Here is a 23445-nt window from a genome sequence, read left to right as displayed (position 1 = left end):
ACGCGGTTCTCTTGGTGCTGCAGTTCTTTTGGTTCTGCGGTTCTTTGATGCCTTGCTGCCGGAAGCTAGGCTCCGATCGCGGACTTCATCTCGTCCACGGCCTTCTTACCGGCTTCCTCCGTGGAGAGCCTGTTGAACAGGACTTCCGAGGAGTAGCGCTTGATGATTTCCTGGATGGCACCCGCACCCTTCGGCGGTGCCGCCGGGGCTTCACCGAGCTCGGGCTGGATGTCACTGATGAAGTTGACCACCTTGGTGTCCGCCGTCGCCAGCTTGGGAGCGATTGCGTCGCGGACGTCCGAGTTGGGGTAAACGCCCCGGTCAGCCAGCAGAATTTCGCCGGCCTTGACGTTGTTGGTCAGGAAGTCGATGAACTTGGCCGTCTCTTCAGGGTGCTTGGTCCTGGAGGATGCTGACCAGAACTGGGAAGCCTTGTACCAAAGCTTCGTATCAGCGGCCTTGCCCGTCTTGGAGGGGAAACGAAGGATCTGCAGTTCGCCGCCGGCAGCTTTCTCGAGCGCCGGCAACTGGTTGGACCACCAGAACGCCATGCCGTTCTTGCCGGTTGCCAGGCCACTCTGATCCAGTGGCGCAGCTTCGGCCTCAACAATTTCCGATGCCGACGGAACAGCCTTTTTCTCGCTGAGTTCCTTCAGGAAGTCCCAGTAGCCTGCGACGTCCGAGGGTTCGAAGCCGAGCTTGCCGTCCTGCGTGTACAGCGACTTGCCGTTCTGGCGCAGCCACACACCCAGGGACGCCTCATCAGTGCCGTATGCGGCAGCCCCATAGGTTCCCTTCGGGGACTTGCTGGTGACTTCAGCAGCGATCCGCTCGAAGTCTTCCCACGTCCAGGTCTTGTCGTCCGGAAGAGCGACGCCCGCAGCCTTGAAGACAGCAGGGTTGGCCAAGATGGTGGCAGCGTTGATACCTGCCGCAATACCAGTGAGTCCCTTGGAACCCTTGCCGGCATTCAGCGCGGCTTCGTCCAGCTTGGACGTGTCGATCTTGTACTTGGACAAGTCCAGGAGGGCTCCACGAGTGGAGTACTCGGTGATGTACTTTTCGTCCATCTGGATGATGTCCGGAGCATCGTTGGCAGCAACTTGAGTGGCCAGCTTGTCCCAGTAGCCGCTCCAGTCGCCATACTCGGCCTTGATCTTGATGTTGGGGTTCTCAGCCTCAAAAGCCGCAATGGCTTGCTGCGTCAACTGCGCACGCTTGTCGCCGCCCCACCAGGAAAAGCGGAGCTCCACTTTGCCGTCGGCACTCTTTTGTTCTGCTCCGCCGCCACAAGCGCTAAGCGCCAGAACGGCAGCAGCTGTGGCAGCGATGATGGCCGAGGCACGAAGCCGGCGCTTGGACCGCTTGGCCTTGGGCTCCGATGCTCGGGTTTTGGAAGCACCTGCAGAGGCACTTTCAGGGGCGATTCCTTCACCCTTTGGAAATACCGGCACTGTTGTCTCCGATCCTCTTTGATCTTGATGCGAATGAGAAAGCGTTTTCTTGCGTGGATTTATGCTACAAGTCACAATCTTGTATTACAAGATCCAAGCTTGTATTACTTGTCGGGCGGAAGCCCTGGACTTCCATTCAGTACGTCGACGCCCTATTTGATGCCGGTAGTTGCGATGCCCTTGATGAGGAACCGCTGGCCGAACAGGAAGACAAGGAACACCGGGAACAGGGACACGATGGACATCGCGAAGAGCGATCCCCAGCTGGTGGCGGACTGCGAGTCAACGAAAGCGCGAAGCGCTACGGGGACGGTAAACATGTCCGGATCAGTGAGGTAGATAAGTGCACCGAAGAAGTCGTTCCACGTCCAGATGAAAGTGAAGATCGTGGTGGTGGCGAGGGCCGGAACCATCAAAGGCAGAATGACACGGAGGAAAATCCTCGGGTGGCCGGCGCCGTCGATGCGGGCAGCCTCATCCAATTCCTTCGGAATGCCGCGGATGAACTGAACCATGAGGAACACAAAGAACGCATCTGTGGCCAGGAGCTTCGGCACGATGAGCGGCCAGAACGTGTTCACCCAGCCGATCTGCGAAAACAGGATGTACTGCGGCACGATCACAACATGGAACGGCAGCATGATGGTCAGCAGCATGATTCCGAAGAACAGCTTTTTGCCACTGAACTGCAGCCGGGCGAAGGCATAGGCGGCCATGGAGCACGAGATCAGGTTTCCGAGGATCGAGCCGAGTACGACGATCGCAGAGTTGATCATGTAATGCCCGAAGGGGTGGGTCAGCGCAGACCAGCCATCGGTGTAGTTGCTCATTTCCAAGTTGTTCAGCCAAAGGCCGGGCTCGCGGAAGATGAGGTCATTTGGCCGGAGCGAGGAAACTACCATCCACAGCAGCGGGTAGATCATGATCCCGCCAACGAGGATCAGGATGGCGTGCTTGATGAGTCCCTTGATGCGGGCCTTCCGGCTGAAGGCCAGGCTTCCCGGCGATTCGCGGCGGCGCGGGCTTTTGCTGGTCTTGCTGCTTTGGCCCTCAGCGGCGGCCGGGAGGGTCTGGATTTTAGTCATCGTAGAACACCCAATACTTTGAAGCGATGAAGTTGATGGCAGTGAAGACACCGATAATGACCAGCAGGAACCAGGCCATCGCCGAGGCGTAGCCCATATCGAACTGGCCGAAGCCCTTCTGGTACAGGTACAGCGTGAAGAACATGGTGGAGTCGGACGGTCCGCCATTGCCGCCGGAGACGATAAACGCCTGCGTGAACGACTGGAACGAACCAATGATTTGCAGCACCAGGTTGAAGAAGATGATGGGGCTCAGCATCGGCAGCGTGATCCGCCAGAACTTCTGCAAGGTGGTGGCGCCGTCAACTTCGGCGGCCTCGTAGTACATGTTCGGGATCTGGCGCAGGCCAGCCAGGAAGATGATCATCGGGCTGCCGAACGTCCAGACATGGAGCAGGATGATGGAGCCGAGCGCCGTGTTTGGATCCGAGATCCAGCCAGGACCCTGGATGCCGATCATGGCGAGGACCTGGTTCACAAGGCCGGTGGTGCCGAAGATCTGCTTCCAAAGAATGGCAACAGCCACAGATCCGCCCAGCAGCGACGGCAAATAGAAGATGGAGCGGTAGAACGGAAGGCCACGCAGCCCTTTATCCAGGACCAGCGCGATCACCAAGGCCACGGCCAGTTGGAGCGGCACGCCCACCAGCACATATGTGAAGGTAACGCGCAAGGAATTATGCAGTCGGGCATCGCCGAACATACGGACGAAGTTGTCGATTCCCACCCATTGCGGTGGTTGCAGAAGGTTGTAATCCGTGAAGGACAGGTACAACGACATCAGCATCGGACCCACGGTGATGACCACGAGGCCGATCAGCCACGGAAGCAGGAAGACATAAGCGGCCTTGTTGTCGCGGCCGTTCGCTTTCTTCTCCTCCTTGGTCATGGGCCCCTTGCGGCGGGTCATTGTGGAGAGTTCGCCGATGGCGCTCATCGCTTCCCTCCTGCCTGACCGCGAACGCCTTTCGGCGTCCCCGTGTGTTCATATGCGGCCATGTGGTCTCCTTTGGTCATCGTGGCCATCCACGGAGTACGAGTGTGGTTGATGCTTGCCTTCCGGGACGCCGCCGTTCTCTTGGCGGTACCCCTTGACCCACCGGGATGTCGGTCCTGGTAATCAGCGGCTCCGTACCAAAGTAAACGCTTTCTTGACCCATGTACAGCCTTTTGCTAATTTTTGAGAAAGCGTTTTCTGACGAAGCCGCCCATACCCGTTAACACGCGACCCGTTCATACACAGAAGTCCGGCGTGCGCTTTCGCACATCATCCGCACCGAAAAGGCAGGACACCATTGTTCCCCAAGTACGGCGACTGCCATGACCACTGCTGACACGGCACGAATGCCCACTCGTCCCAGCGCTCTTGGCCGCTACGAGGATTGGCCCGCTTACGCCGCCCAGCATCACTTCGCGGCAGCCTCTCCAAGCGCCCAGCAGCTTGCGGACGCGCTTGGGGTCCCTGCCCCTGCGCCGGTTCCTGAATACAGGGTGGACACCGAAACAGAGCACGACGGCGTCATCACCTCCCGCCTGTCCTGGCAGCTTGGATTCGGGCCAAGGACCTCGGCTTGGTTCGTGCGGCCAGCCGGCTCCATAGGCCCCCTGCCCGGGATACTGGCTCTTCACTGCCATGGCGGGATCAAATCCCATGGCGCGGAGCGGCTGGTCTTACTTCCAAGGGACGAAGAGTACGACGCCAGCGCCAACGATGCTGCGGGCTTCGGTCCCGTGCCGGTCCAGTTGCGGGAAAAGCTGTACGGTGGGCGGCCCGTGGCTACGTGGCTTGCCCAGCAGGGTTTCGCCGTCCTGGCACACGACGCCTTCATGTGGGGCAGTCGCGGCTTCGGCTTGGAAACCCAGCCTTGGCGGACGGAACCGGCGGTCAACCGCCAGCAGGCACTGTGGCGGGAGGCCGGCGTCGAACCTTCCACGGCGGATCTTTACAACGCAGCGGCGGCCGATCATGAAGAAACCGTGGCGAAAGCCGCAACGCTCCTTGGCACCAGCATCGCCGGGACGGTCGCGCATGACGACCTCGCGGCGCTGGGCATCCTGGCGTCCCTTCCCGGAGTCGATCCGGAACGCCTGGGATGCACCGGATTTTCAGGCGGAGGCGGCCGGGCCATGGTGCTCGCCGCCCTCAGTCCCCTGATCCGCAGCTATGTGGTCACGTGCATGATGACCACCTTCGCGTCCCTCCTCCCCGCCTACCTCGATGCGCATTCCTGGTTGCTCCACTCCCCTGGTCTGTCAAAGCTGGGGGATTGGCCCGATCTGGTGGTGCGTTCAACTGCCGGCGCTGTCTTGGTCCAGTACGCACTGGCCGATCAGCTGTTTCCGGAAGGAGGAATGCGCGACGCCGATGCCCACCTTTCGCAGCGGATGCCGGCTGCGCGGTACAAAGGCAGCTTTTGGCCCGGGCCCCATGTTTTTTCCACCGCCATGCAGGAAGAGGCGGCAGCTTTTCTCTCCTCCAACCTCCAGGCCAATGAAACCCATGCTTTCTCCACCACTGATCCCGCTAGGACGGCACTATGACTCTGCCCTCAACGGCCGCCCGCACCAGCGTGGCCCTTCACAACCTCCCCCGGGTAGCACTCGTTGGCGTGCACGGATTCGGCGAACGACACCTTGAAAACCTCCGTCGGCTCGGTTCTGCCGGAATGCTTGAACTTGTAGCTGTTGCAGATCCACTGCCGCCGGCCCCGGGCCAGTTGCCTCCTGAGGTGGGCGTCTACAGTTCCTTGGAGGAGCTGCTGGCTGCGGGAAGAGCCCCCGACGTCGTCATCATTTCCACTCCCATCCAAACCCACGCCCCGCTGGCCCTCACAGCGCTCGGGGCAGGCGCTGACGTTTACCTCGAAAAGCCTCCCGTGGCTTCCATGGCGCAGTACGAAAGCGTCCTCGCCGCGGCGGCGAGCGCCGGGCGGCTGGTTCAAGTCGGTTTCCAGAGCCTTGGTTCGCACGCCCTTCCCGCCATTGAAAAGCTTGTGGCCTCGGGTGAAATCGGCGAGGTCCGCGGCATCAGCGCCACCGGCCAATGGCTCCGGACCAAGGGGTACTTCAAGCGCTCCCGCTGGGCCGGTAAGCGAAGCCTGGACGGTACGGATGTGGTGGACGGCGTCGCGACGAACGCCTTGGCGCACGCGGTGGCTACTGGGCTGCGACTCGCAGGTGCCAGGACCCTTGCCGACGTCGAATTGGTCGAAACCGACCTTTACCGGGCGAATGACACCGAAAGCGATGACACCTCCGTCATCAGGGTCCGGACCGCGACTGGCACAGTGTTGACCTGCGCCCTGACGTTGTGCGCTCCCGTGCAGTCAGCGCCATCGGTGACCATCTACGGCACGCTCGGGCAGATCACGCTTTCCTACACGGAAGACAGTGTGGAAGTCACCACTCCGGACGGGATCCGGAATGAGACTTTCGGGCGGACGGACCTGTTGGAAAACCTCCTGTCAGCACGGACCGAACAGGATCTGCTCAGCCCCTTGAGTGCAGCCGGCGCCTACATGTCCGTGCTGGAAGCGGTCCGAACCTCGGACGCGCCCCGGCTCATTCATCCGGACCATGTGACATGGCTGGGAGAAGGCGAGGACGCCCATGCCGTGGTGCAGGACATCGAATCGTGGATCCGCCGCGCCACCCTGGGGCAAACAACCTTCGCGGAACTCGGGGCGCCGTGGGCGGCGAGTACCGCTGGCGCGGCCACGCCAGAGCTGAAGGTCAACGGCATAGCCGTCGCCACGGTGCAGGACGGCTCGCGCATCCGGCCAACCTCCTCGCCCCGTCCATACCTCCACCCCGTCCGAACCCTTGCCGGCACGGTCGTAAGTGACCACATCCCGGAGGACCATGTGTGGCACCTTGGAGCTGGCGTCGCCATCCAGGACGTCGACCGTATCAATTTCTGGGGTGGCCGGACCTACACCCACGACGCCGGAGCTTACGTCTGGCGCAAGGACCACGGCCGCATAGTTCTTAAGTCCGGGGAGCATAAGAATGGACAGCGGCACGAGCTGTTGAGCTGGGTGGGCCCTGACGGCACCCCTGTCCTCCGCGAACAGCGCGAGTGGCGCTGGGCCGCCGTCGGGAATTCTGCCTGGCAACTGACGCTGGACTTCACCCTCGAATCCGCCACGGGACGCCCGGTGCTGCTGGGCAGCCCAGGTTCCAACGGACGGTCGGAGGGCGGTTACGGCGGCTTCTTCTGGCGCCTGCCGAGGGTCAGTGACGCGACCATCTGGACACCTGATTCGCGTGGCGAAGATGCCGTCCATGGCAGCGTCGCGCCTTGGCTGGCTTGGTCAGGAACTTTCGACGCCGGAACAGGCGGCGGCCATGGTGCGGGCGATCCGGGCTTGGGCCATCCGGCCACGCTCGTATTCCTGGCATCCCCCCAAGCACCGGACCCCTGGTTCGTTCGGCACTCGGGCTATCCGGGTGTGGGGCTGTCCTTGGCGTGGGAGTCGCCGGTGGCCGCAGAACCTGGCCGCCCTGTGCATCGCACCGTCAGGGTGCTCATCGCTGATGGCTTCCTAGCCACTCAAGACATTGAACAGCTCATTTCAACCCAGGGGGACCCAGCATGACCGCTCCGATTCAATTAACGCCCGCTCTGACTGCCGTCACTGCGCCCGGCAACGTCGCCGACCGTGTGGTGAAACGCCGCCGGATCTTGGACATCCTGGACCATTCGGGCCGCGACTCGCTTCTGCTCACCAGCAACACGGCGCTCACCTGGTACCTGGACGGTAGTCGGGTTCATATCAGTCTGGCCGGCGACCCCATAGCCGCCCTCCTGGTGGACCGCTCCGGGGATCACTTAGTCACGTTCAACAACGAAGCCGGCCGGATCGAGGCCGAGGAGCTGCCGGAGGACGTCAACCTGCACAGCATTCCGTGGCACGGTCAACTGCATGCCTCTGCGGCCGCGCTGGCCGAGGACGGAAACCCGCTGCTGGAAGCCGCTGTCGTGGCGGAACTACGGGCAGCACGACAACAACTCCTGCCTGCAGAAACAGCCCGCTATGCCCAATTGTCCGCAGACGCAGCCTGCGCGATGACCGACGTCCTCACGGCAGCGACGCCCGAAACTACAGAATTTGAGCTCGTCTCCGAGCTGGCCGCGCGGATTGTGGCAGCGGGGGCCGAGCCGCTTGTCCTGCTGTGCAGCGGGGCTGCCCGGAGCGGTTTCCGCCACCCGCTGGCAACGCATGCCCCCATCGGACGCAGGGCCATGGCCGTGGTCTGCGCCCGCCGTCATGGCTTGGTGGCCAACGTGACCCGTTGGGTAGCGTTCGACGCCGGTACTCCACAGGAGCTCGACGCCGAAGCCCGCATCGCAGCAGTTGAAGCGGACATTTTCCGGGCCACCGTGCCGGGTGCCAAGCTCAATGAGGTCTTCGCTGGTATCCAGGATGCCTACGTGCGTCACGGTTTTGGTCCCGAGCAATGGACACTGCATCACCAGGGTGGTCCTGCGGGGTACGCGGGCCGTGATCCGCGGGTCACCGCGGACGTGACGGACACGGTGGTGCTCGACCAGCCGTTCACCTGGAACCCCTCCGGACCGGGCGTGAAAATCGAAGACACCGTGCTGCTCACGGATTCCGGCCTGCGCGTCCTGACCACTGACGACCGTTGGCCAACCACCGAAGTGGACGGCCGCCGTCGTCCGATCACCCTGCGGCCGTAGCGCCTTCGTCCAGCTCGAACCAACGCGAAAGGGGCGGAGTCACCGCGATGGTGACCCCGCCCGTTTCATCTGCCCTTACCCAAGTAGGTCGCAGTTAAGCGCGTTTTGAGGGCTCAGAACGCGCTTGACTGCTACATAGTTGGGTGCGCTGTAGGTGAGTTAGCTGAGCGTTAGTACGCCGTCCACCCGCCGAGGGATGCCCAACGGGTTCGCCTCGCGCAGGGCCGGGTGCAGGATGTTGTCCGGAGCGTCCTGGTAAGCCACCGGACGCTGGAAGCGGCGGACCGCGGTGGCGCCCACTGACGTGAACAGCGATGTAGTAGCCGGATATGGCCCTCCATGCTGCTGTGACCAATTCACGGCAACGCCAGTGGGCCAACCGTCAAACAGGACCCGGCCTGCGAGCTCGCTCAGCTGCTCCACTAGCGCTGAAACGTCCTCACCTGGCTGCGCGTGGACTGTGCCGGTGAGGCTGCCTGGAACCTTGGCAAGTGCTTGGGACAGCTCTTCGTCATTGGCGTACTCAATGAGGAGCGTGGTGGGGCCGAAGCACTCTTCCAGCAACTCATCAGGCCGTTCCAGCACGTTGGCGGCGCTCGTAGAGAACACCACCGGAGCTGCGCCGTCGGCCAGGCTGTCCTGATCCACCGTGCCACTCACCACAGCGACACCCGGCTGCTCCGCGACGCTGCGCAGGCCGTAAGGGTAGGCCTCCGCGATCCGCTCAGTCAGCATGGCCGCGGTCGGCTTGTCCTTGCTCGCCTCTGCCACCTGGGCGGCGAAGTCGGTGCCCGCGGGGATGAAAACGAGTCCGGGCTTGGTGCAGAACTGCCCCGCTCCCTGGGTGAAGGAACCAGCCAGGCCAGCAGCAAGGTCTTTAGCGCGATCGGCCAGAGCACCATCAGTGATGACCACCGGGTTCAGGCTGCCGAGTTCGCCATAGAAGGGGATCGGCTCCGGGCGGGACGTTGCGAGGTCGAACAGTGCGCGTCCGCCGGGGATGGAACCGGTAAAGCCCACGGCCTTGATGGCGGGATCCTGCACCAAGGCGGTACCGGCCTCGCGTCCGCTCACGAGGGCGAAGATGCCGTCCGGAGCGCCGGCATTGGCCAGGGCTTCTGTCACGATCTCGGCGGTTCGCTCGGACAGGCGGAGGTGGCCGGAATGTGCTTTGACGATCACCGGGCAACCGACAGCCAGCGCCGATGCGGTGTCGCCACCGGCCACCGAGAACGCGAACGGGAAGTTCGACGCCGAGAACACGGCTACCGGTCCAATCGGACGCAGGATGCGGCGCAAGTCGGGCTTGGGCGGGGTGGCGGCAGGGTCCGCGTGATCGATGACGGCTTCAAGGTACGAGCCCTCGGTGATCACCCTCGCGAACAGCCGGAGTTGGCCGCTGGTCCGGGCCACCTCACCGGTGAGCCGAACCGTGCCAAGGCTGGTTTCGGAGTCAGCTATGGCCACCAGTTCCGTCACGTTGGCGTCCAAGGCGTCGGCGACGGCGGTCAGCCAGGTTGCGCGCTCGGCGTCGGACGCTGCGGCGGTCACCTTGAAGGCTGCGGCGGCAGCGGCCGTCACCGCGGTCAGGTCAAGAGTTGCTGTACTCAATGTGGTTTCCTTTACTCTCAGGGGCGGAGCTCTCACGTGTGTTCGGCTTCGCGGCAAACTCGAAGCCAAGGCCTGGGCGGCCCACGGAACTGAGCCTGCTGTTGCGGATTCGGATGGGAGAGGGCTCGGCGAGGATACCGAGCTGCTCGAAGGAAGCGTCTTCCACTTCTTCCACGCTCACGGCCTCAGCCAAGGTGAGCGCCAACTGTCCGGAAAGCTCCGGAAGCAGGTGCGGAGCCACCCTGATGCTGTTCGCGCGGGCCAACTCAACGATTCTGAGGAACGGCGTAATACCTCCCACACGGACAATATTGGGTTGGATGATGTCCACGGCTTCGGCTTCGATGAAGTCGCGGAAACGGTAGATGGTGTGGACGTTCTCGCCAAGCGCGATAGGCACCGGAGAATGTTTACGCAGGCGCCGGTATGCCCAGAGATCGTCAGCACGGATTGGTTCTTCCAGCCATTCCAGTCCGTACTCCCCCAAAACATCCAAAGCACGGAAGGTGTGCGCCAGGTCCCAGCGTTGGTTGGCATCGATCATGAGCAGGCGGTCCGGGCCAATGACCTGCCGGACTGCGGCAACCCGTTCAGCATCCTCGCGTAGCTCAGGCTTTCCCACCTTGATCTTCACAGCCTTATGACCAGCGGCAACCCAGCGCTGTGCCTGCTCCACGAGTTGTTCCAAGGAGTAGTGCAGGTTCACGCCCGAGCCATAGACCTCCACTGATTCCTGGCGTTGACCCAGGAGAGCGGTGACTGACGTGCGGGCCTGGCGGGCCTTGAGGTCCCACAGCGCGAGGTCCACACCGGCCATGGCGATAGTTGTCAGGCCTCCCCCACCTGCCTCGTGCAGACGCTTCCAGAGCTGGTCCCACACCACTTCGGGATTCGGCTCCAGACCAAGGATGAAGGGGGCAATGTCGTGGTCCAGGAGGGCTTTAACTGCTTGGGGACCAATGGTAGGTGTCCACGAGAAACCGTGGCCCACGCCGCCGTCGTCAGTGGTCAGTTCGGTGACGATCACATGGTTCTCGGGAGCTTCGGCACCCCAGCTGCGCAGCAACGGAACCGTGATCAAACGCGTGGTGAGGCCGGTAATGCGCGCTGTCATCAGCTGAGCGCCAACTCGTGGCCCTTGGCCAGGATCGATTTGAGCTCCAACAGTTGTTCGTCTGTGGGGTCCACCAGCGGCGGCCGTACAGGGCCTACCGGCAATCCAGCCAAGCGCAGGCCCGCCTTGATGAGCGAAACGCCGAAGCCGGGAGTCTGGTCACGAAGTCTCACAAGGGGAGCATAGAAGCCTTCAAGCAGTGCGTTCCGGCGGTCTTCGTCACCAGAGACGTATGCGTCGTAGTAGGCCTTCGCGATCTCCGGAGCCATGGCAAAGGCGGCCGAGGAGTACAGCGGGATCCCCAGGCCACGGTAAGCGCCCTGAGTCAGCTCGGCCGTGAGGAGTCCGTTGAATAGGGCGAAGTCGGTTCGGCCGCTGGCGTTGATGGCGGATACTATTTCCTGCGCCAGGCCGACGTCCCCGATCCCATCTTTGAAGCCGATGACTTTGGGGTTCGCCGTGAGACGGGTCATGGCTGCGGCAGTGAACTTGGCCGTGCCCCGGTGATAAACGATTACTGGCAGGCTACTGGCGGCGGCGATGGCCTCGACGTACGCAACGACGCCGTCTGTTGGCCCCGTAACGAGGTACGGCGGGAGAACCAGGAGGGCATCGGCGCCTGCCTCCTCGGCAACCTTGGCGGCTGCAATGGCGTGGCCCAGGGGGCCGCCGGCGCCTGCGACTACCGGGACAGCTCCGGCAACAGCTTCGACGGCGGCAGTCACCACGGTCCGGATTTCCTCCAGGGAGAGGGCATGGAATTCACCCGTGCCGCACGCGGGGAACACACCTCCGGGTCCGAAAGGAAGGCGCGACGTGATGTGCTCCTTCAGGAGGGCTACGTCCACCGAGCCGTCTTCGGCAAAGGGTGTGACGGGGAAAAACAGTACGCCGTCGAAGTTCATGGTGTCTCCTTGGTTGCTCCCGCCGGGACCAGGCCGGCGTGGTTCTCGTCGTCGAGTAGTGCTTGGTCTGATGCTGCTGAATCTGCGCCTTCGTAGCGCGGCGTAAGTTCTCTACGCCAGCTGCGCTTGGGCTCCCAGCCAAGTAGCTCACGCGCTTTCCCCACGGAGAACGCCGGGCTGGTGCCGGTCAGGTGTTCGGTGAGAGGCGCGCTGCCGGGCAGGAAACGCGGGAACAGCTCAGCGAGAGGGGAAGTGGCCAAGGCATCCTTGGCTCCGACGAAGAAGACCTGGCCGTTGGGGATGGCGTCCATCTTTTCCAACAGAACGTCCAGGAAATCTGCTACGTCGCGGGCGTCAACGTAGTTGAACAGCGCGGGGGCTGAAAGAGCCGGATCGGCAAGGCGTTCGCGCACAGTGTGTCCCTGCTGAGTGAGCGCGCCCTGCCACTCTTCCGGGGAGATGACAAAGCAGGGCCGGAATGCCGCGTACCGGATCTTGTTGCCTTGCGCCGCGGCAAACATCTGCACTGTTTGTTCGGCGATCAGCTTGGAAAATGCGTAGGCATTCCAGGGTTTGGGCGGCGTCTGCTCGTCCAAGGGGAACGACGGCGGCAGCCAACCGGCGGGTGAGCCGTAGCCCAGGGCGGTGGGGCTGCTTGCCGTAATAATCTTCGGAATACCCGCGTCAGTGGCTGCACTGATCACCGCATAGGCGAGCCGGGTATTGGTACTGAAGATGACTTCCTCAGGCGCGCTGAAAGGTACTGCGATAGCAGCGAGGTGGATGACGGCGTCGGGGTTTGTTTCCCGGAGGAGCCGCTCCGCTTCTCCCGGGGCCAAAAGGTCCGCCGTGTGCTGCACTGCGCCAGTGGGCAACTGCTCCGCCGGGATGGCGTCGCGATCAACCGAGACCACCTCGTGGCCAGCCTGTGCAAGGCCGGCAACGACGCTGCGGCCGAGCCGACCGGAACCGCCGGTGACGAAAATCCTGCTCATGGTGTTGTCCTTGTGTGGTGTTGGGCCGTTATGCCTGGCCGCGGCTGAGATCGACGCCAAGGCCAAGTTCGCTGATGCGGACGGGGAGTTCGGTATCCAGGGACTGGTTGCCGGCGATGCCGACTGAGACGGAACGGAGGCCGTCGATGTACCCCGACGGGCGGCCGAGGGGGTCTACGCCCGGTCCGTTGAAGAGGTCCGAGAGCAGCAGGTTGTCGCCGCCTCCGTGGCCCCCCTCCCCGTTGACGATCGGGACTTCGTAGGCCGCCTCCCAATGACGCTGGACCACCAGACGCTCCCCGTTTCGTCGAACGGCGTCTTCTTCCTCGATAGGCGTCGCGCTGGGGTCCACCACAGTCTTCTTGTCCGTGCTGAATTGGACCGCTGCGCGCTCAACAACCTCGAGTTCGGCCCGACCCTCAGTGCCGTTAACGCTGACCCTGTAGCCTTCCCACGGGCTGTGGGCGTTCAGCGAGTAGCTCAGCGTGGGGCCGCCTTGGTAGTCCACCACGAGGGCCAGGTTGTCCTCGATCGTGATGCCTTCAGTGAAGACGTCCTGGTCGCGCAGGTAGCCGTCGAACTTTTCATTGTCGTAGTACAGTGCCTTCAGGCGTTCGTCCTCCCGCATGTCCAGGCGGAACGGATCACGCGCGAGGCCATCAACGGTGCCGCGTTCCGGGCGGGCACCCAGACCGCGCTCGGCAGCATTCTTGTCGCCGTAGAAGCGGAGCCCCCCGGAGGCGAAAACGCGCTCGGGGACGTCATTGATCCACCAGTTGACGAGGTCAAAGTGGTGCGAGGCCTTGTGGATGAGCAGGCCACCGGAGTTCTTCTTCTCACGGTGCCAGCGGCGGAAGTAGTCAGCGCCGTGCACGGTGTCCAACACCCAGGTGAAGTCGATGGACGTGACCTTGCCGATCACGCCGTTCTGGATGATCTCCTTGAGCGCGGTGTTGCGCGGCGAGTAACGGTAGTTGAAGGTGACTACGACGTTTCGTCCGGTTTCTGCCACAGCAGTGGTAATGCGGCGGCAACCCTCAACATCAATGGTCAGGGGCTTCTCAACCACGACGTCGGCACCGGCCTCGAGCGCTTCGACGATGTAGTCCGCGTGGGTGTAGTCCGGGGTCGTGACAATGACGCGCTCGATGCCGTTGGCCTTGATGAAGTCCGTCAGTTTTGCTGGCTCGAAGAACGCCACCGACTCTGTTCCGCCGAGTTCCTTGATGAGTTCCTGGTAGAACTCCGCCCGGCCTTGGTTCACGTCCGACAAAGCGACGAGGTCAGCCACCTCGGCGTGCTGTCCATAGATCGCGCGAATGTACATTTCGGAGCGGCCCCCGGTCCCGATAAGGGCAATGCGGGTCCGATGACGGGCAGTGCTTCCGGCGGCGGACGCGGACGTGTCCGGCGCGGGTGACTGGGTCTCGGCGGTGTCGACGTTGACCATGGGAATGCCCCTTTCAAAAGGCAGGAGTGAACCGCTTGACGGCCCGGCGTGATCTGGGAAGAATCATGAGAAAGCGTTTTCTCAGAGCGTTATAAGCTTTGTATCAAGACTCTGGCGGTTCCGTCAACCATTGCCCCAACGCAGGGGCGGCACGCGGACAGCCAACCGGAAGGGGCAACATGGCACGGAGGAACACCAATCGGCGGATTGGCATTGCCGATGTCGCGGAGAAGGCAGGCGTCTCGCACGCCACAGTGTCCCGCGTCATGAACGGTAACGCCGCCGTGGATCCTGGGATAGCTGCCCGCGTCAGGGCTGCAGCGGCCGAGCTCAAATACCAACCCAACCCCGTGGGACGAAGCCTGGCACTGGGCAAGACCGACACCATCGGCATTGTTGTCCCGGACCTGGCCAACCCAACCTTCCAGGCCATCCTTCGCGGACTGAGTATTGCAGCAGCCCAGGACGGGTATCGCGTCCTGATCGCGGATTCATCCGAAGTAACCAGCGAGGAAGCAATCCTTGCCGGAGAAGCCCGTCGCCGCTGCGATGGAGTGGTGCTCTGCGCACCCCGCATGGGCGATGCCGAACTGGAAGAGCTGGCACCTACCCTGCATCCGCTGGTACTCATCAACCGCACCACGGTGGCCACCAACACTCCAAGCCTCAGCGTGGACTACGGCCAAGGCATCCAGGAACTCGCCCAGCACCTGGTGGGCCTGGGTCACCGGAGGCTGGCCTTCCTCTCCGGCCCGGAGCACAGCGCATCCAACCGCCAGCGCTTGGTTGGCCTGGAAAAATTCCGGAAAGAGCACCCGGAGATTGAACTCCAAATGCTCCACGGCGGGTCCAACTTCGACTCCGGCCATGAATCCACCGAGGCCATCATCGCCAGTGGCGCAACGGGCATCCTTGCCTTCAACGACCTCGTCGCCATGGGTTTGCTCAGCGGCCTGCACGAGCACGGAGTGCGGGTTCCCGAGGACATCTCGGTAACGGGGTTTGATGACATCCCGTTCGCCAAGTACACCACTCCCCCGCTGACCACCGCCGCCGTTCCCATCAATGAACTGGGGAGCCTGGCCTGGCGCAGGATGCGTGAGCAGATCCAGCAAGCAGGAGAATCCACCACGCAAGCCCAGGATGAGTTCTCGCCGCGGATGGAAATCCGCAAGAGCACCGCGGCCCCGGCCTTGAAGCCCGCCTAGAAATGCAACGCGGGGTCACTTGTGGCCCATCCGGAAGTCCAACATGGGCCACAAGTGACCCCGCGTTGCTCTATTCACCGGAAGTCTGCGAGCCCACTCCGGCCTCTTTGTAGAAGCCCTGGATGTGGGCCGCCACAAGATCTGCCGCCCGGCCGCCGTCGTTCGCGTTGACGGCTGCCAGAATCGCGTGGTGTTCCGCTCGAAGCCTGTCTGAGGTGGCCTTCCAGTCAGGCAGGTTTCCGGTGAGTTTCCCGGCGTAGTTTTCAATGGCGCCACGCAGTGACGCCATCATGGCACTGACCACGGTATTCCCGGCAGCCTGCGCCAGAGCCACATGGAACCGGGCGTCGAGTGCCAGGAACGTCTCGATGTCCGTGCTGTTGTCCATTTGCTCGAGCAGCCCCGCCGCCTCATCAAGGGCCGGGGCGCCAACCTTGGCCCGCGCGGCCGCCCAGGATTCGAGCAGCACCCGCGTCTCTACGATGTCAGCCACGGGAAGGTGGCGGGTTGCCACGTGGAGGCGGAGCGTGGAGCCCAGTGCAGAGCCGGGCTCGGCGATCACTACAGTTCCCGCATCCTTGCCCGAGCCAACTCCCGCGCGCACAACACCCATTGCTTCAAGGATCCGCACGGCCTCCCGCACAGACGTCCTGGATACCTGCAGCTGCTCGGCCATGGCCCGTTCTCCGGGGAGGCGACCGCCGAGGGCGAGGTCGCCGTCGGATAGCTGCTTTTCTATCCACTGCAGGACTAGTTCGTGGGTACGCATACGGGAATACTAGTTGATGTGGTCCAACCACATGGCTTACAGTGTGGTTAGACCACAGTGGTAGGACCACAGAATTTCAAGGGAGAACCGCATGACCGACACCCTCGATCCGAAGCTCACAGCCGCCCCGGCCAATGCCGGCAGCGACGAAACCGTCAGCCGCCCGCCCCAGCCGACGCCCGCCGTCGTGCAACCTCCGGCACTGAAGCGGCGCATACCCAAGGTGTCCGATCTGGCTCCATTGATGCAGTTCAAGAAGCCCGAATTCAGCAAGGCCGCCCGCCTCAAGCGCGCCAGCACTATCTGGGAACTGCGCGACATCGCCAAGCGTCGCACGCCGCAGGCACCCTTCGACTACACAGACGGGGCCGCGGAGGAAGAAATCACCCTGCGCCGGGCTCGCCAGGCGTTCCAGGACATCGAATTCCGCCCGGGGATCCTTCGCGACGTCTCCAAGATTGACCTCCGCACGGACATTTTGGGGAAGGAGTCACGTCTCCCGTTCGGCATCGCCCCCACCGGATTCACCCGAATGATGCAGTCCGAGGGCGAATACGCCGGCTCCCAGGCGGCGGAAGCCGCAGGCATCCCCTACACGCTGTCAACCATGGGCACTGCTTCGATCGAGGACGTTGCTACGGCGGCTCCGAACGGCCGCAACTGGTTCCAGCTGTACCTGTGGACCGATCGCGACCGCTCTCTGGAGTTGATTGAGCGTGCAGCAAAAGCAGGCAACGATACCCTCATGGTGACCGTCGATACCGCTGTAGCCGGGGCTCGGTTGAGGGATGTCCGTAACGGCATGACCATCCCGCCGGCGCTGACGCTCAAGACCGTCCTCGATGCGTCCTACCGACCCGCATGGTGGTTCAACTTCCTGACCCATGAACCGCTGACCTTCGCGTCGCTCTCCCGCTACACCGGCACGGTGGCGGACCTCATCAACTCGATGTTCGACCCCACGCTGACTTATGACGACCTCGACTGGCTGCGTGAAACCTGGAAGGGCAAGCTCGTGGTCAAGGGCATCCAGACCGTTGAAGATGCCCGTAAGGTGGTGGACCACGGCGCTGATGGCATCGTCCTGTCCAACCATGGTGGCCGCCAACTGGACCGCGCACCCATCCCGTTCCACCTGCTTCCCGAGGTCACTTCGGCGCTTAAGGCTGACAACAGCAAGGCCGCCGTCATGCTGGACACGGGCATCATGAGCGGCGCCGACATCGTGGCAGCCTTGGCCTTGGGCGCAGACTTTGCCCTGATTGGCCGGGCCTACCTCTACGGACTCATGGCCGGCGGACGCGAAGGCGTGGACCGCACCATTCAGATCCTCGAGAAGGACATGACCCGCACCATGGCACTGCTGGGCGTCAGCAAGGTGGCGGACTTGAACCCGGACCACGTGCGGTTGCTTCAGCACTAGCGCCCGCCCAAGTAAGTAGCAGATAAGGCCGTTTTGAGCGCTCAGAACGGCCTTATCTGCTACCCAGTTGGGCAAGGACGGCGCTAGATCAGGCCTTGAGCCAGCATCGCGTCGGCTACCTTGACGAAGCCGCCGATGTTGGCGCCCAGCACATAGTTACCAGGCGAACCATACTCGTCCGCGGTTGCAGCACAGCGGTCGTGGATGCCCACCATGATCTCGGTAAGCCGCTGTTCCGTGTGCTCGAATGACCACGAATCACGGCTGGCGTTCTGCTGCATTTCCAGCGCGGACGTAGCAACACCCCCGGCGTTGGCGGCTTTACCCGGGCCGAACAGAATGCCCGCCTCCTGAAACACTGACACTGCCGAACGCGTGGACGGCATGTTGGCTCCCTCGGCCACCGCGATCAGGCCGTTGCTGACCAACTTGGCGGCAGCATCGCCGTCGAGCTCGTTTTGGGTGGCGCAAGGCAGCGCGACCGTGCCGTTAACGTCCCACACCGAGCCGCCCGCTACGTGGCTGGATCCAGGACGTCGAAGCGCGTATTCCGTCAGCCGGGCGCGTTCCACTTCCTTGATGTCACGCAAAAGCCCGACGTCGATTCCTCCTTCGTCCACGATGTAACCGCCCGAGTCGGAACAGGCCACCACACTTGCACCGAGCGACTGCGCTTTGGCAATCGCATTGATGGCTACATTTCCGGAACCGGACACCACAACACGCTGGCCGTCAAAGGAAGTGCCACGGGACTTGAGCATCTCCTGGGCAAAGATCACCGTGCCATAGCCGGTGGCTTCCGGCCGGACCAACGAACCACCCCAGGAAATCCCTTTGCCGGTGAGCACTCCGGATTCGTAGCGGTTGGTGATGCGCTTGTACTGGCCGAAGAGGAAGCCGATCTCGCGCCCGCCAACGCCTATGTCACCGGCAGGAACATCGGTGTACTCACCGATATGCCGGTACAGCTCGGTCATGAACGACTGGCAGAACCGCATGATCTCGGCATCCGTGCGTCCGCGGGGATCGAAGTCGGAACCGCCCTTGCCACCGCCGATCGGCATGCCTGTGAGGGCATTTTTGAAGATCTGCTCAAAGCCGAGAAACTTGATGATTCCCAGGTAGACGGAGGGGTGGAACCGGAGTCCACCTTTGTAGGGGCCGAGCGCCGAGTTGAACTCCACCCGAAAACCCCTGTTTACGTGGACGCGGCCAGAGTCGTCGGTCCACGGTACGCGGAAGATGATCTGCCGTTCAGGTTCGCAGAGACGCTCCAGCACGGCGCCTTCCAGGAATTCGGGGTGCCGATCGTGAACCGGACCCAGGCTTTCGAAGACTTCGGTGACAGCCTGGTGGAACTCCTTCTCGCCCGGATTCCGCGCCAACACGGTGTTCCTGACAGCTTCGAGCCTCGAATCCATGCGTCTTCCTATCCCTCAGTGCGCCAACCGGCGGCGAGACGATTCAGTCCCGCTCATGGTTGCACCAACGGAGGTAGGATCTCCATCCGATGGGATTGTGACCCTCCACTTGGAGTTAATACAACTGTAGAAAAACCCCGAAAATCCAAGGAAAACGCACCTTAACGAACCCTCACAACGTGTTGGAGATCACGTTGGATTGCTCTGGATATAGCGCTCTAGCGCTTGCGACCGAATTTCGGGAGGTTGGGAAGGTTCGGGAGGTTGGCCAGCAGATCCGCTGCCTTAGTGGCAGCACGGCCAACAGTCCGGCCGATCTGCTGCGGGACGGTATCGTCCGATGCCGGGTCCAGCGAGACGGGCATCGCATCTGAGTGGACTTTTACGGCCTTGCTGACGGCGTCTGCACGAGTTGCAACGAGATCCGGCACCGTGGGTTCCACAACCGAAGCCGCTTCAGCGGAAGCCACCGTTTGAGGGGCTGCTTCCACGGAAGGTCCGACGGCGGGGGTAGCCGAGGGTCCGACGTCGAACGTTTCCAGCCACGTAGCTACGCCGGCCAGCGGTTTCGGGTTCAACGCGTAGTAGCGCTTCTGTCCCTGGGCGCGCATGCTGACGAGGTCAGCCTCGCGGAGCACCTTCAGATGCTTGGAGATAGTGGGCTGGCTTGCAGCCAGTTCTTCCACCAGTTCGCCTACAGCTTTATCCCCAGAGCGGAGTGAAACCAGGATGTCGCGTCTGGTTGCCTCAGCTATGACGGCAAATACGTCGTCAGTCACCATGCCTCCCACCCTAGCGACATATACGCCAAATGGCATCCCTGTTTCGCGCCGCGACGGCCCCCGTCAATCAGTCGAACCAGGGATCGAGCCCGTACAAAGGGAAGATCTCCTTGCGCGTGGCAATGACCGTCCGGTCCACCTCGTCGGCGGGGTCGTAGCCAACTTCCCAGGAACGCCACCAGACATCCACGTCATCGCTCATCGACTCCGGAGCCCACACGCCGTAAGCCTCCCTGACATAGTTGCGCCAGGCTTCTGGCACGGGGGTGCTCAACGGCACCGGCCGTTGTGTCACCATCCCGATCAGATGGCTCCAGGCACGCGGCACAACACCCGTAACGTCGTAGCCGCCCCCGCCTGTGGCGATCCACCGGTTATCGCAGTACCTGGCGGCGAGGCTGGCGACGGCGCTGGCCGCCTCACGCTGCCCGTCCACGCTGAGGTTGAGGTGCGTCAAAGGATCCAGGCGGTGCGAATCACAGCCGTGCTGGCTGACAATCACCTCGGGGTTGAAGGCTCCAACCAACTGCGGTACCACCGCGTGGAAGGCGCGAAGCCACGCGGCATCTCCGGTGAACGCCGGCAACGCGACGTTGACAACCGTGCCGTGCGCATCCGGGCCGCCGGTTTCATTGGCGAAACCGGTTCCCGGAAAGAGGGTAAGGCCGGACTCATGCAGGGAAATGGTCATGACGCGGGGGTCATTCCAAAAAATGCTTTGCGTTCCGTCACCGTGGTGCGCGTCGACGTCGATGCTGACGACGCGTTGCACGCCGCCGTCCAGAAGGCGTTGGATGGCAATCGCGACGTCGTTATAGACGCAGAAACCGCTGGCACGGTCACGTGCTGCATGGTGCATTCCGCCACTGAAATTTACTGCGCGGATGGCTTTGCCGGACAGGATCGATTCCGCCGCCAGCAAAGAACCACCGGCGAGCCGGGCGCTGGCCTCGTGCATACCGGCGAACGCAGGATCATCCTCAGTCCCAAGACCGCGGTCTTCCTCCGGCATACTGGGATCCTCGCTGACCCGGCGCACGGCCTCCACATAGTCGGCGCTGTGGACCGAGCAAAGTTCGACGTCGGTGGCCAGCTCCGGCGCCTCCACCGCCACATGGCTGTGGTTGAACAGACCAAGGGATTCCGCGAGCCTCGCTGTTAACTCCAGCCGCTGCGGGGCCATAGGATGGCTGGGACCAAAGTTGTAAGCAGTCATGGCTGGATCCCACACCACCGTCGTTGGCAGTGCGGACCGCGTAATGCTGGAAGCAGTTGTTCCAAGCCTGGAGTTCATCCAGAACAGGCTACCTGAGGCCGCGGGGCTCTACCGCCCGGTTACGCCGCAGGAATAGTGGTTTACTACTCAGGAAAGCATGTTCAACCGAGGAAGAACCCATGTCTCAAAGCCAGTCGCGCACCGCGAGCCCGGCCAACTGGCAACCCAGCCAGCAGGAACGTGAAGGTCTGTGGATTTTCACACGTGCGCGCGACTTCATTGACAACATCGCCAACACGTCCCCCGCCCGTCTGGCGCTGGTCGCTTTCGCCTCGGTGATCCTGCTTTTTACCGGCTTGTTGTCCTTGCCATTTTCCTCGGCTTCGGGCGAACCTACTCCTCTCCACCAGGCCATGTTCACGGCAGTTTCCAGTGTCTGCGTGACCGGCCTGACCGTGGTTTCCACCGCCACCCACTGGTCCTTCCTTGGCCAGCTCATTATTTTGGTAGGCATCTTTGTGGGCGGCCTCGGCACGTTGACCCTCGCCTCACTGTTGGCGCTCATGGTCAGCAAGCGGCTTGGTGTCCGCGGCAAGCTCATCGCCCAGGAGGCCATGAACAACGCCGGCAGGCTTGGTGAAGTGGGTACGCTGCTCCGCATCGTCATCGTGACATCGGTGGTGATCGAGGGTGCCCTTGCCTTGGCCCTGATCCCCCGCTTCATGCTCCTCGGTGAGCCCTTCTGGCAGTCGGTATGGCACGGGGTCTTCTACTCGATCTCGTCCTTCAACAATGCCGGGTTTACGCCGCACTCGGACGGAATCGTCCCTTACGAGACCGACCTCTGGATCCTGGTTCCGCTCATGTTGGGCGTGTTCCTTGGCAGCCTCGGCTTCCCGGTGGTGATGGTTCTCCAGCAGAACGGCCTGAACTGGAAGAAGTGGAACCTCCACACCAAGATCACCATCCAGGTGTCCTTCATCCTGCTGCTCGCCGGCACAGTCCTGTGGGCGCTCATGGAATGGGACAACGTGCGGACCATCGCGCATATGGATCTTGGCGACAAGCTCATCCATTCCCTCTTTGCGTCAGTGATGACGCGCTCAGGCGGGTTCAACCTGGTGGACCAAAACCATATGGAATCCACCACCATGCTCCTTACGGATGCCCTCATGTTTGCCGGTGGCGGCTCGGCGTCCACGGCGGGCGGCATCAAGGTGACCACTATCGCGGTCATGTTCCTCGCCATCGTCGCCGAGGCCCGTGGCGATGCCGACGTGAAGGTCTATGGCCGAACGATTCCCCAAGGCACCATGCGGGTGGCGATTTCGGTGATTGTTGCCGGTGCCACCCTTGTATCGGTCGCGGCATTCCTGCTTCTCTCCATCAGCGGCGCAACACTGGACAGGGTGCTCTTTGAAACCATCTCCGCCTTTGCCACAGTGGGACTGAGCACCAACCTCAGCGCCGAGCTGCCGCCGTCGGGCGTTTACGTCCTGACCGCACTCATGTTCGCAGGCCGTGTGGGCACCGTAACCCTCGCCGCCGGCCTGGCCCTGCGCCAGCGCAGCCAGCTGTACCACTACCCGGAAGAGAGGCCAATCATTGGCTAGTACCACAGGGGCAGCGAACCGCCCCGCCCACAACGCACCAGTGCTGGTCATTGGCCTTGGCCGGTTCGGGTCGGCCACAGCCGAGCAATTGGTCAAGCAAGGCCGGGAAGTCCTGGCGATTGAACGTGACCGCACGCTCGTCCAGAAATGGGCGCCCGTGCTCACCCATGTGGTGGAGGCAGACGCCACCAACATCGATGCGTTGCGCCAGCTGGGGGCCCAGGAGTTCAGCTCCGCCGTGGTAGGCGTGGGCACGTCCATCGAGTCCTCTGTGCTCATCACGGTGAATCTGGTGGACCTGGGCATCCAACACCTCTGGGTCAAGGCGATCACGCCATCCCACGGCAAGATCCTCAGCCGGATCGGCGCAAACCACGTGATCTACCCGGAAGCCGACGCAGGCGTCCGGGCCGCGCACCTCGTCTCAGGACGCATGCTGGACTTCATCGAGTTCGACGACGACTACGCGATCGTCAAGATGTATCCGCCAAAGGAAACCGTGGGCTTCACCCTGGAGGAATCCAAGGTGCGCTCCAAATACGGCGTGACGATCGTCGGCGTGAAGACTCCCGGCGAGGACTTCACGTATGCGCGGCCGGAAACCAAGGTGTCCGGACATGACATGTTGATCGTGTCCGGACACGTCGATCTCCTGGAGCGCTTCGCAGCGCGGCCCTAGGGGGGGTCGTTGGTTG

20 protein-coding genes are annotated in these 23445 nt (G+C 62.6%); 8 read left to right on the top strand and 12 right to left on the bottom strand.

The genetic code is table 11. From position 1 onward, the window contains the following. Positions 1 to 65: 65 nt before the first annotated feature. The 3 genes from AC1DD7_RS20925 to AC1DD7_RS20915 form a co-directional block, all read right to left on the bottom strand. Positions 66 to 1454, bottom strand: coding sequence for an ABC transporter substrate-binding protein (locus AC1DD7_RS20925; protein WP_477516434.1), 1389 nt, complete (start codon positions 1452 to 1454; stop codon positions 66 to 68). Positions 1455 to 1606: 152 nt separating this feature from the next. Next, positions 1607 to 2539 carry a carbohydrate ABC transporter permease gene (locus tag AC1DD7_RS20920; RefSeq protein WP_442003470.1) on the bottom strand — a complete coding sequence of 311 codons (933 nt, stop codon included), beginning with the start codon at positions 2537 to 2539 and terminating at the stop codon, positions 1607 to 1609. Continuing rightward, on the bottom strand, positions 2532 to 3476 hold the full coding sequence (locus tag AC1DD7_RS20915) for a carbohydrate ABC transporter permease (protein WP_223934407.1): 945 nt from the start codon (positions 3474 to 3476) through the stop codon (positions 2532 to 2534). Before AC1DD7_RS20915 ends, AC1DD7_RS20920 begins: the two co-directional genes overlap by 8 nt. 383 nt (positions 3477 to 3859) lie before the next feature. On the opposite strand from AC1DD7_RS20915, the gene AC1DD7_RS20910 reads away from it, so the two are divergent. The 3 genes from AC1DD7_RS20910 to AC1DD7_RS20900 are packed head-to-tail and all read left to right on the top strand — an operon-like array spanning position 3860 to position 8243. Beyond that, positions 3860 to 5080, top strand: coding sequence for an acetylxylan esterase (locus tag AC1DD7_RS20910; RefSeq protein WP_477516433.1), 1221 nt, complete (start codon positions 3860 to 3862; stop codon positions 5078 to 5080). Then, positions 5077 to 7137 carry a DUF6807 family protein gene (locus tag AC1DD7_RS20905; RefSeq protein WP_477516432.1) on the top strand — a complete coding sequence of 687 codons (2061 nt, stop codon included), beginning with the start codon at positions 5077 to 5079 and terminating at the stop codon, positions 7135 to 7137. Before AC1DD7_RS20910 ends, AC1DD7_RS20905 begins: the two co-directional genes overlap by 4 nt. After that, positions 7134 to 8243: a M24 family metallopeptidase gene (locus AC1DD7_RS20900; RefSeq protein ID WP_477516431.1), complete on the top strand. Its 1110-nt coding sequence runs from the start codon at positions 7134 to 7136 to the stop codon at positions 8241 to 8243. The genes AC1DD7_RS20905 and AC1DD7_RS20900 overlap by 4 nt, the downstream gene beginning before the upstream one ends. Before the next feature lie 159 nt (positions 8244 to 8402). On the opposite strand, the gene AC1DD7_RS20895 is transcribed toward AC1DD7_RS20900, so the two are convergent. Genes AC1DD7_RS20895 through AC1DD7_RS20875 form a run of 5 tightly spaced genes read right to left on the bottom strand, consistent with a single transcriptional unit; the run spans position 8403 to position 14318 of the window. Next, a complete protein-coding gene (locus AC1DD7_RS20895) occupies positions 8403 to 9854 on the bottom strand; it encodes an aldehyde dehydrogenase (NADP(+)) (RefSeq protein ID WP_477516430.1) in 1452 nt (483 codons plus the stop codon). Further along, positions 9835 to 10968 (bottom strand): mandelate racemase/muconate lactonizing enzyme family protein, encoded by a 1134-nt coding sequence (locus tag AC1DD7_RS20890; protein ID WP_477516429.1) that lies wholly within the window; start codon positions 10966 to 10968, stop codon positions 9835 to 9837. Before AC1DD7_RS20890 ends, AC1DD7_RS20895 begins: the two co-directional genes overlap by 20 nt. Beyond that, positions 10968 to 11873: a 5-dehydro-4-deoxyglucarate dehydratase gene (locus AC1DD7_RS20885; protein ID WP_477516428.1), complete on the bottom strand. Its 906-nt coding sequence runs from the start codon at positions 11871 to 11873 to the stop codon at positions 10968 to 10970. Before AC1DD7_RS20885 ends, AC1DD7_RS20890 begins: the two co-directional genes overlap by 1 nt. Next, positions 11870 to 12868: an NAD-dependent epimerase/dehydratase family protein gene (locus tag AC1DD7_RS20880; RefSeq protein WP_477516427.1), complete on the bottom strand. Its 999-nt coding sequence runs from the start codon at positions 12866 to 12868 to the stop codon at positions 11870 to 11872. The genes AC1DD7_RS20885 and AC1DD7_RS20880 overlap by 4 nt, the downstream gene beginning before the upstream one ends. A gap of 28 nt (positions 12869 to 12896) precedes the next feature. Continuing rightward, positions 12897 to 14318 (bottom strand): Gfo/Idh/MocA family protein, encoded by a 1422-nt coding sequence (locus AC1DD7_RS20875; RefSeq protein WP_477516426.1) that lies wholly within the window; start codon positions 14316 to 14318, stop codon positions 12897 to 12899. 179 nt (positions 14319 to 14497) lie between these two features. Between AC1DD7_RS20875 and AC1DD7_RS20870 the strand changes: the two genes are divergently transcribed. Further along, positions 14498 to 15526 carry a LacI family DNA-binding transcriptional regulator gene (locus AC1DD7_RS20870; RefSeq protein ID WP_431116451.1) on the top strand — a complete coding sequence of 343 codons (1029 nt, stop codon included), beginning with the start codon at positions 14498 to 14500 and terminating at the stop codon, positions 15524 to 15526. A 70-nt stretch (positions 15527 to 15596) separates the two neighbouring features. Here the strand turns inward: AC1DD7_RS20870 and AC1DD7_RS20865 are convergent, their stop codons facing one another. After that, a complete protein-coding gene (locus tag AC1DD7_RS20865; RefSeq protein WP_477516425.1) occupies positions 15597 to 16295 on the bottom strand; it encodes a FadR/GntR family transcriptional regulator in 699 nt (232 codons plus the stop codon). 91 nt (positions 16296 to 16386) lie between these two features. On the opposite strand from AC1DD7_RS20865, the gene AC1DD7_RS20860 reads away from it, so the two are divergent. Further along, positions 16387 to 17718, top strand: coding sequence for an alpha-hydroxy acid oxidase (locus AC1DD7_RS20860; RefSeq protein ID WP_477516424.1), 1332 nt, complete (start codon positions 16387 to 16389; stop codon positions 17716 to 17718). Between the two features lie 83 nt (positions 17719 to 17801). Here the strand turns inward: AC1DD7_RS20860 and gdhA are convergent, their stop codons facing one another. The 3 genes from gdhA to AC1DD7_RS20845 form a co-directional block, all read right to left on the bottom strand. Then, a complete protein-coding gene (gene gdhA / locus AC1DD7_RS20855; RefSeq protein ID WP_477516423.1) occupies positions 17802 to 19139 on the bottom strand; it encodes an NADP-specific glutamate dehydrogenase in 1338 nt (445 codons plus the stop codon). Positions 19140 to 19357: 218 nt separating this feature from the next. Then, complete coding sequence (locus tag AC1DD7_RS20850) at positions 19358 to 19921, bottom strand: ArsR/SmtB family transcription factor (protein ID WP_477516422.1); 564 nt, start codon at positions 19919 to 19921, stop codon at positions 19358 to 19360. 67 nt (positions 19922 to 19988) lie between these two features. Next, positions 19989 to 21137, bottom strand: a complete 1149-nt coding sequence (locus tag AC1DD7_RS20845) for an acetoin utilization protein AcuC (protein WP_477516421.1) — start codon at positions 21135 to 21137, stop codon at positions 19989 to 19991. Between AC1DD7_RS20845 and AC1DD7_RS20840 the strand changes: the two genes are divergently transcribed. From AC1DD7_RS20840 to AC1DD7_RS20830, 3 genes are read left to right on the top strand one after another with little or no spacing between them, the layout of a single operon-like run. After that, complete coding sequence (locus AC1DD7_RS20840; protein ID WP_223946834.1) at positions 21136 to 21273, top strand: hypothetical protein; 138 nt, start codon at positions 21136 to 21138, stop codon at positions 21271 to 21273. The genes AC1DD7_RS20845 and AC1DD7_RS20840 overlap by 2 nt on opposite strands. Positions 21274 to 21316: 43 nt before the next feature. Then, on the top strand, positions 21317 to 22750 hold the full coding sequence (locus AC1DD7_RS20835; RefSeq protein WP_477516420.1) for a TrkH family potassium uptake protein: 1434 nt from the start codon (positions 21317 to 21319) through the stop codon (positions 22748 to 22750). Positions 22751 to 22790: 40 nt separating this feature from the next. Beyond that, entirely contained in the window at positions 22791 to 23429 is a 639-nt protein-coding gene (locus tag AC1DD7_RS20830; RefSeq protein ID WP_377652913.1) for a potassium channel family protein, read from the top strand. Positions 23430 to 23445: the final 16 nt, after the last annotated feature.

Source organism: Paenarthrobacter sp. 10L412 (genome assembly GCF_056395565.1).
Note: the sequence above shows the minus strand (reverse complement) of the source record. Positions and strands in the feature narration are given on the sequence as shown.

Excerpts from the sequence above, each read along its gene's own strand:
- AC1DD7_RS20840 (WP_223946834.1), top strand. The coding sequence starts at position 21,136 with ATGGCTGGATCCCACACCACCGTCGTTGGCAGTGCGGACCGCGTAATG.
- gdhA (WP_477516423.1), bottom strand. The coding sequence starts at position 19,139 with ATGGATTCGAGGCTCGAAGCTGTCAGGAACACCGTGTTGGCGCGGAAT.
- AC1DD7_RS20885 (WP_477516428.1), bottom strand. The coding sequence starts at position 11,873 with ATGAACTTCGACGGCGTACTGTTTTTCCCCGTCACACCCTTTGCCGAA.
- AC1DD7_RS20875 (WP_477516426.1), bottom strand. The coding sequence starts at position 14,318 with ATGGTCAACGTCGACACCGCCGAGACCCAGTCACCCGCGCCGGACACG.
- AC1DD7_RS20905 (WP_477516432.1), top strand. The coding sequence starts at position 5,077 with ATGACTCTGCCCTCAACGGCCGCCCGCACCAGCGTGGCCCTTCACAAC.
- AC1DD7_RS20850 (WP_477516422.1), bottom strand. The coding sequence starts at position 19,921 with ATGGTGACTGACGACGTATTTGCCGTCATAGCTGAGGCAACCAGACGC.
- AC1DD7_RS20865 (WP_477516425.1), bottom strand. The coding sequence starts at position 16,295 with ATGCGTACCCACGAACTAGTCCTGCAGTGGATAGAAAAGCAGCTATCC.
- AC1DD7_RS20860 (WP_477516424.1), top strand. The coding sequence starts at position 16,387 with ATGACCGACACCCTCGATCCGAAGCTCACAGCCGCCCCGGCCAATGCC.
- AC1DD7_RS20870 (WP_431116451.1), top strand. The coding sequence starts at position 14,498 with ATGGCACGGAGGAACACCAATCGGCGGATTGGCATTGCCGATGTCGCG.
- AC1DD7_RS20920 (WP_442003470.1), bottom strand. The coding sequence starts at position 2,539 with ATGACTAAAATCCAGACCCTCCCGGCCGCCGCTGAGGGCCAAAGCAGC.
- AC1DD7_RS20845 (WP_477516421.1), bottom strand. The coding sequence starts at position 21,137 with ATGACTGCTTACAACTTTGGTCCCAGCCATCCTATGGCCCCGCAGCGG.
- AC1DD7_RS20915 (WP_223934407.1), bottom strand. The coding sequence starts at position 3,476 with ATGAGCGCCATCGGCGAACTCTCCACAATGACCCGCCGCAAGGGGCCC.
- AC1DD7_RS20835 (WP_477516420.1), top strand. The coding sequence starts at position 21,317 with ATGTCTCAAAGCCAGTCGCGCACCGCGAGCCCGGCCAACTGGCAACCC.
- AC1DD7_RS20900 (WP_477516431.1), top strand. The coding sequence starts at position 7,134 with ATGACCGCTCCGATTCAATTAACGCCCGCTCTGACTGCCGTCACTGCG.
- AC1DD7_RS20890 (WP_477516429.1), bottom strand. The coding sequence starts at position 10,968 with ATGACAGCGCGCATTACCGGCCTCACCACGCGTTTGATCACGGTTCCG.
- AC1DD7_RS20880 (WP_477516427.1), bottom strand. The coding sequence starts at position 12,868 with ATGAGCAGGATTTTCGTCACCGGCGGTTCCGGTCGGCTCGGCCGCAGC.
- AC1DD7_RS20910 (WP_477516433.1), top strand. The coding sequence starts at position 3,860 with ATGACCACTGCTGACACGGCACGAATGCCCACTCGTCCCAGCGCTCTT.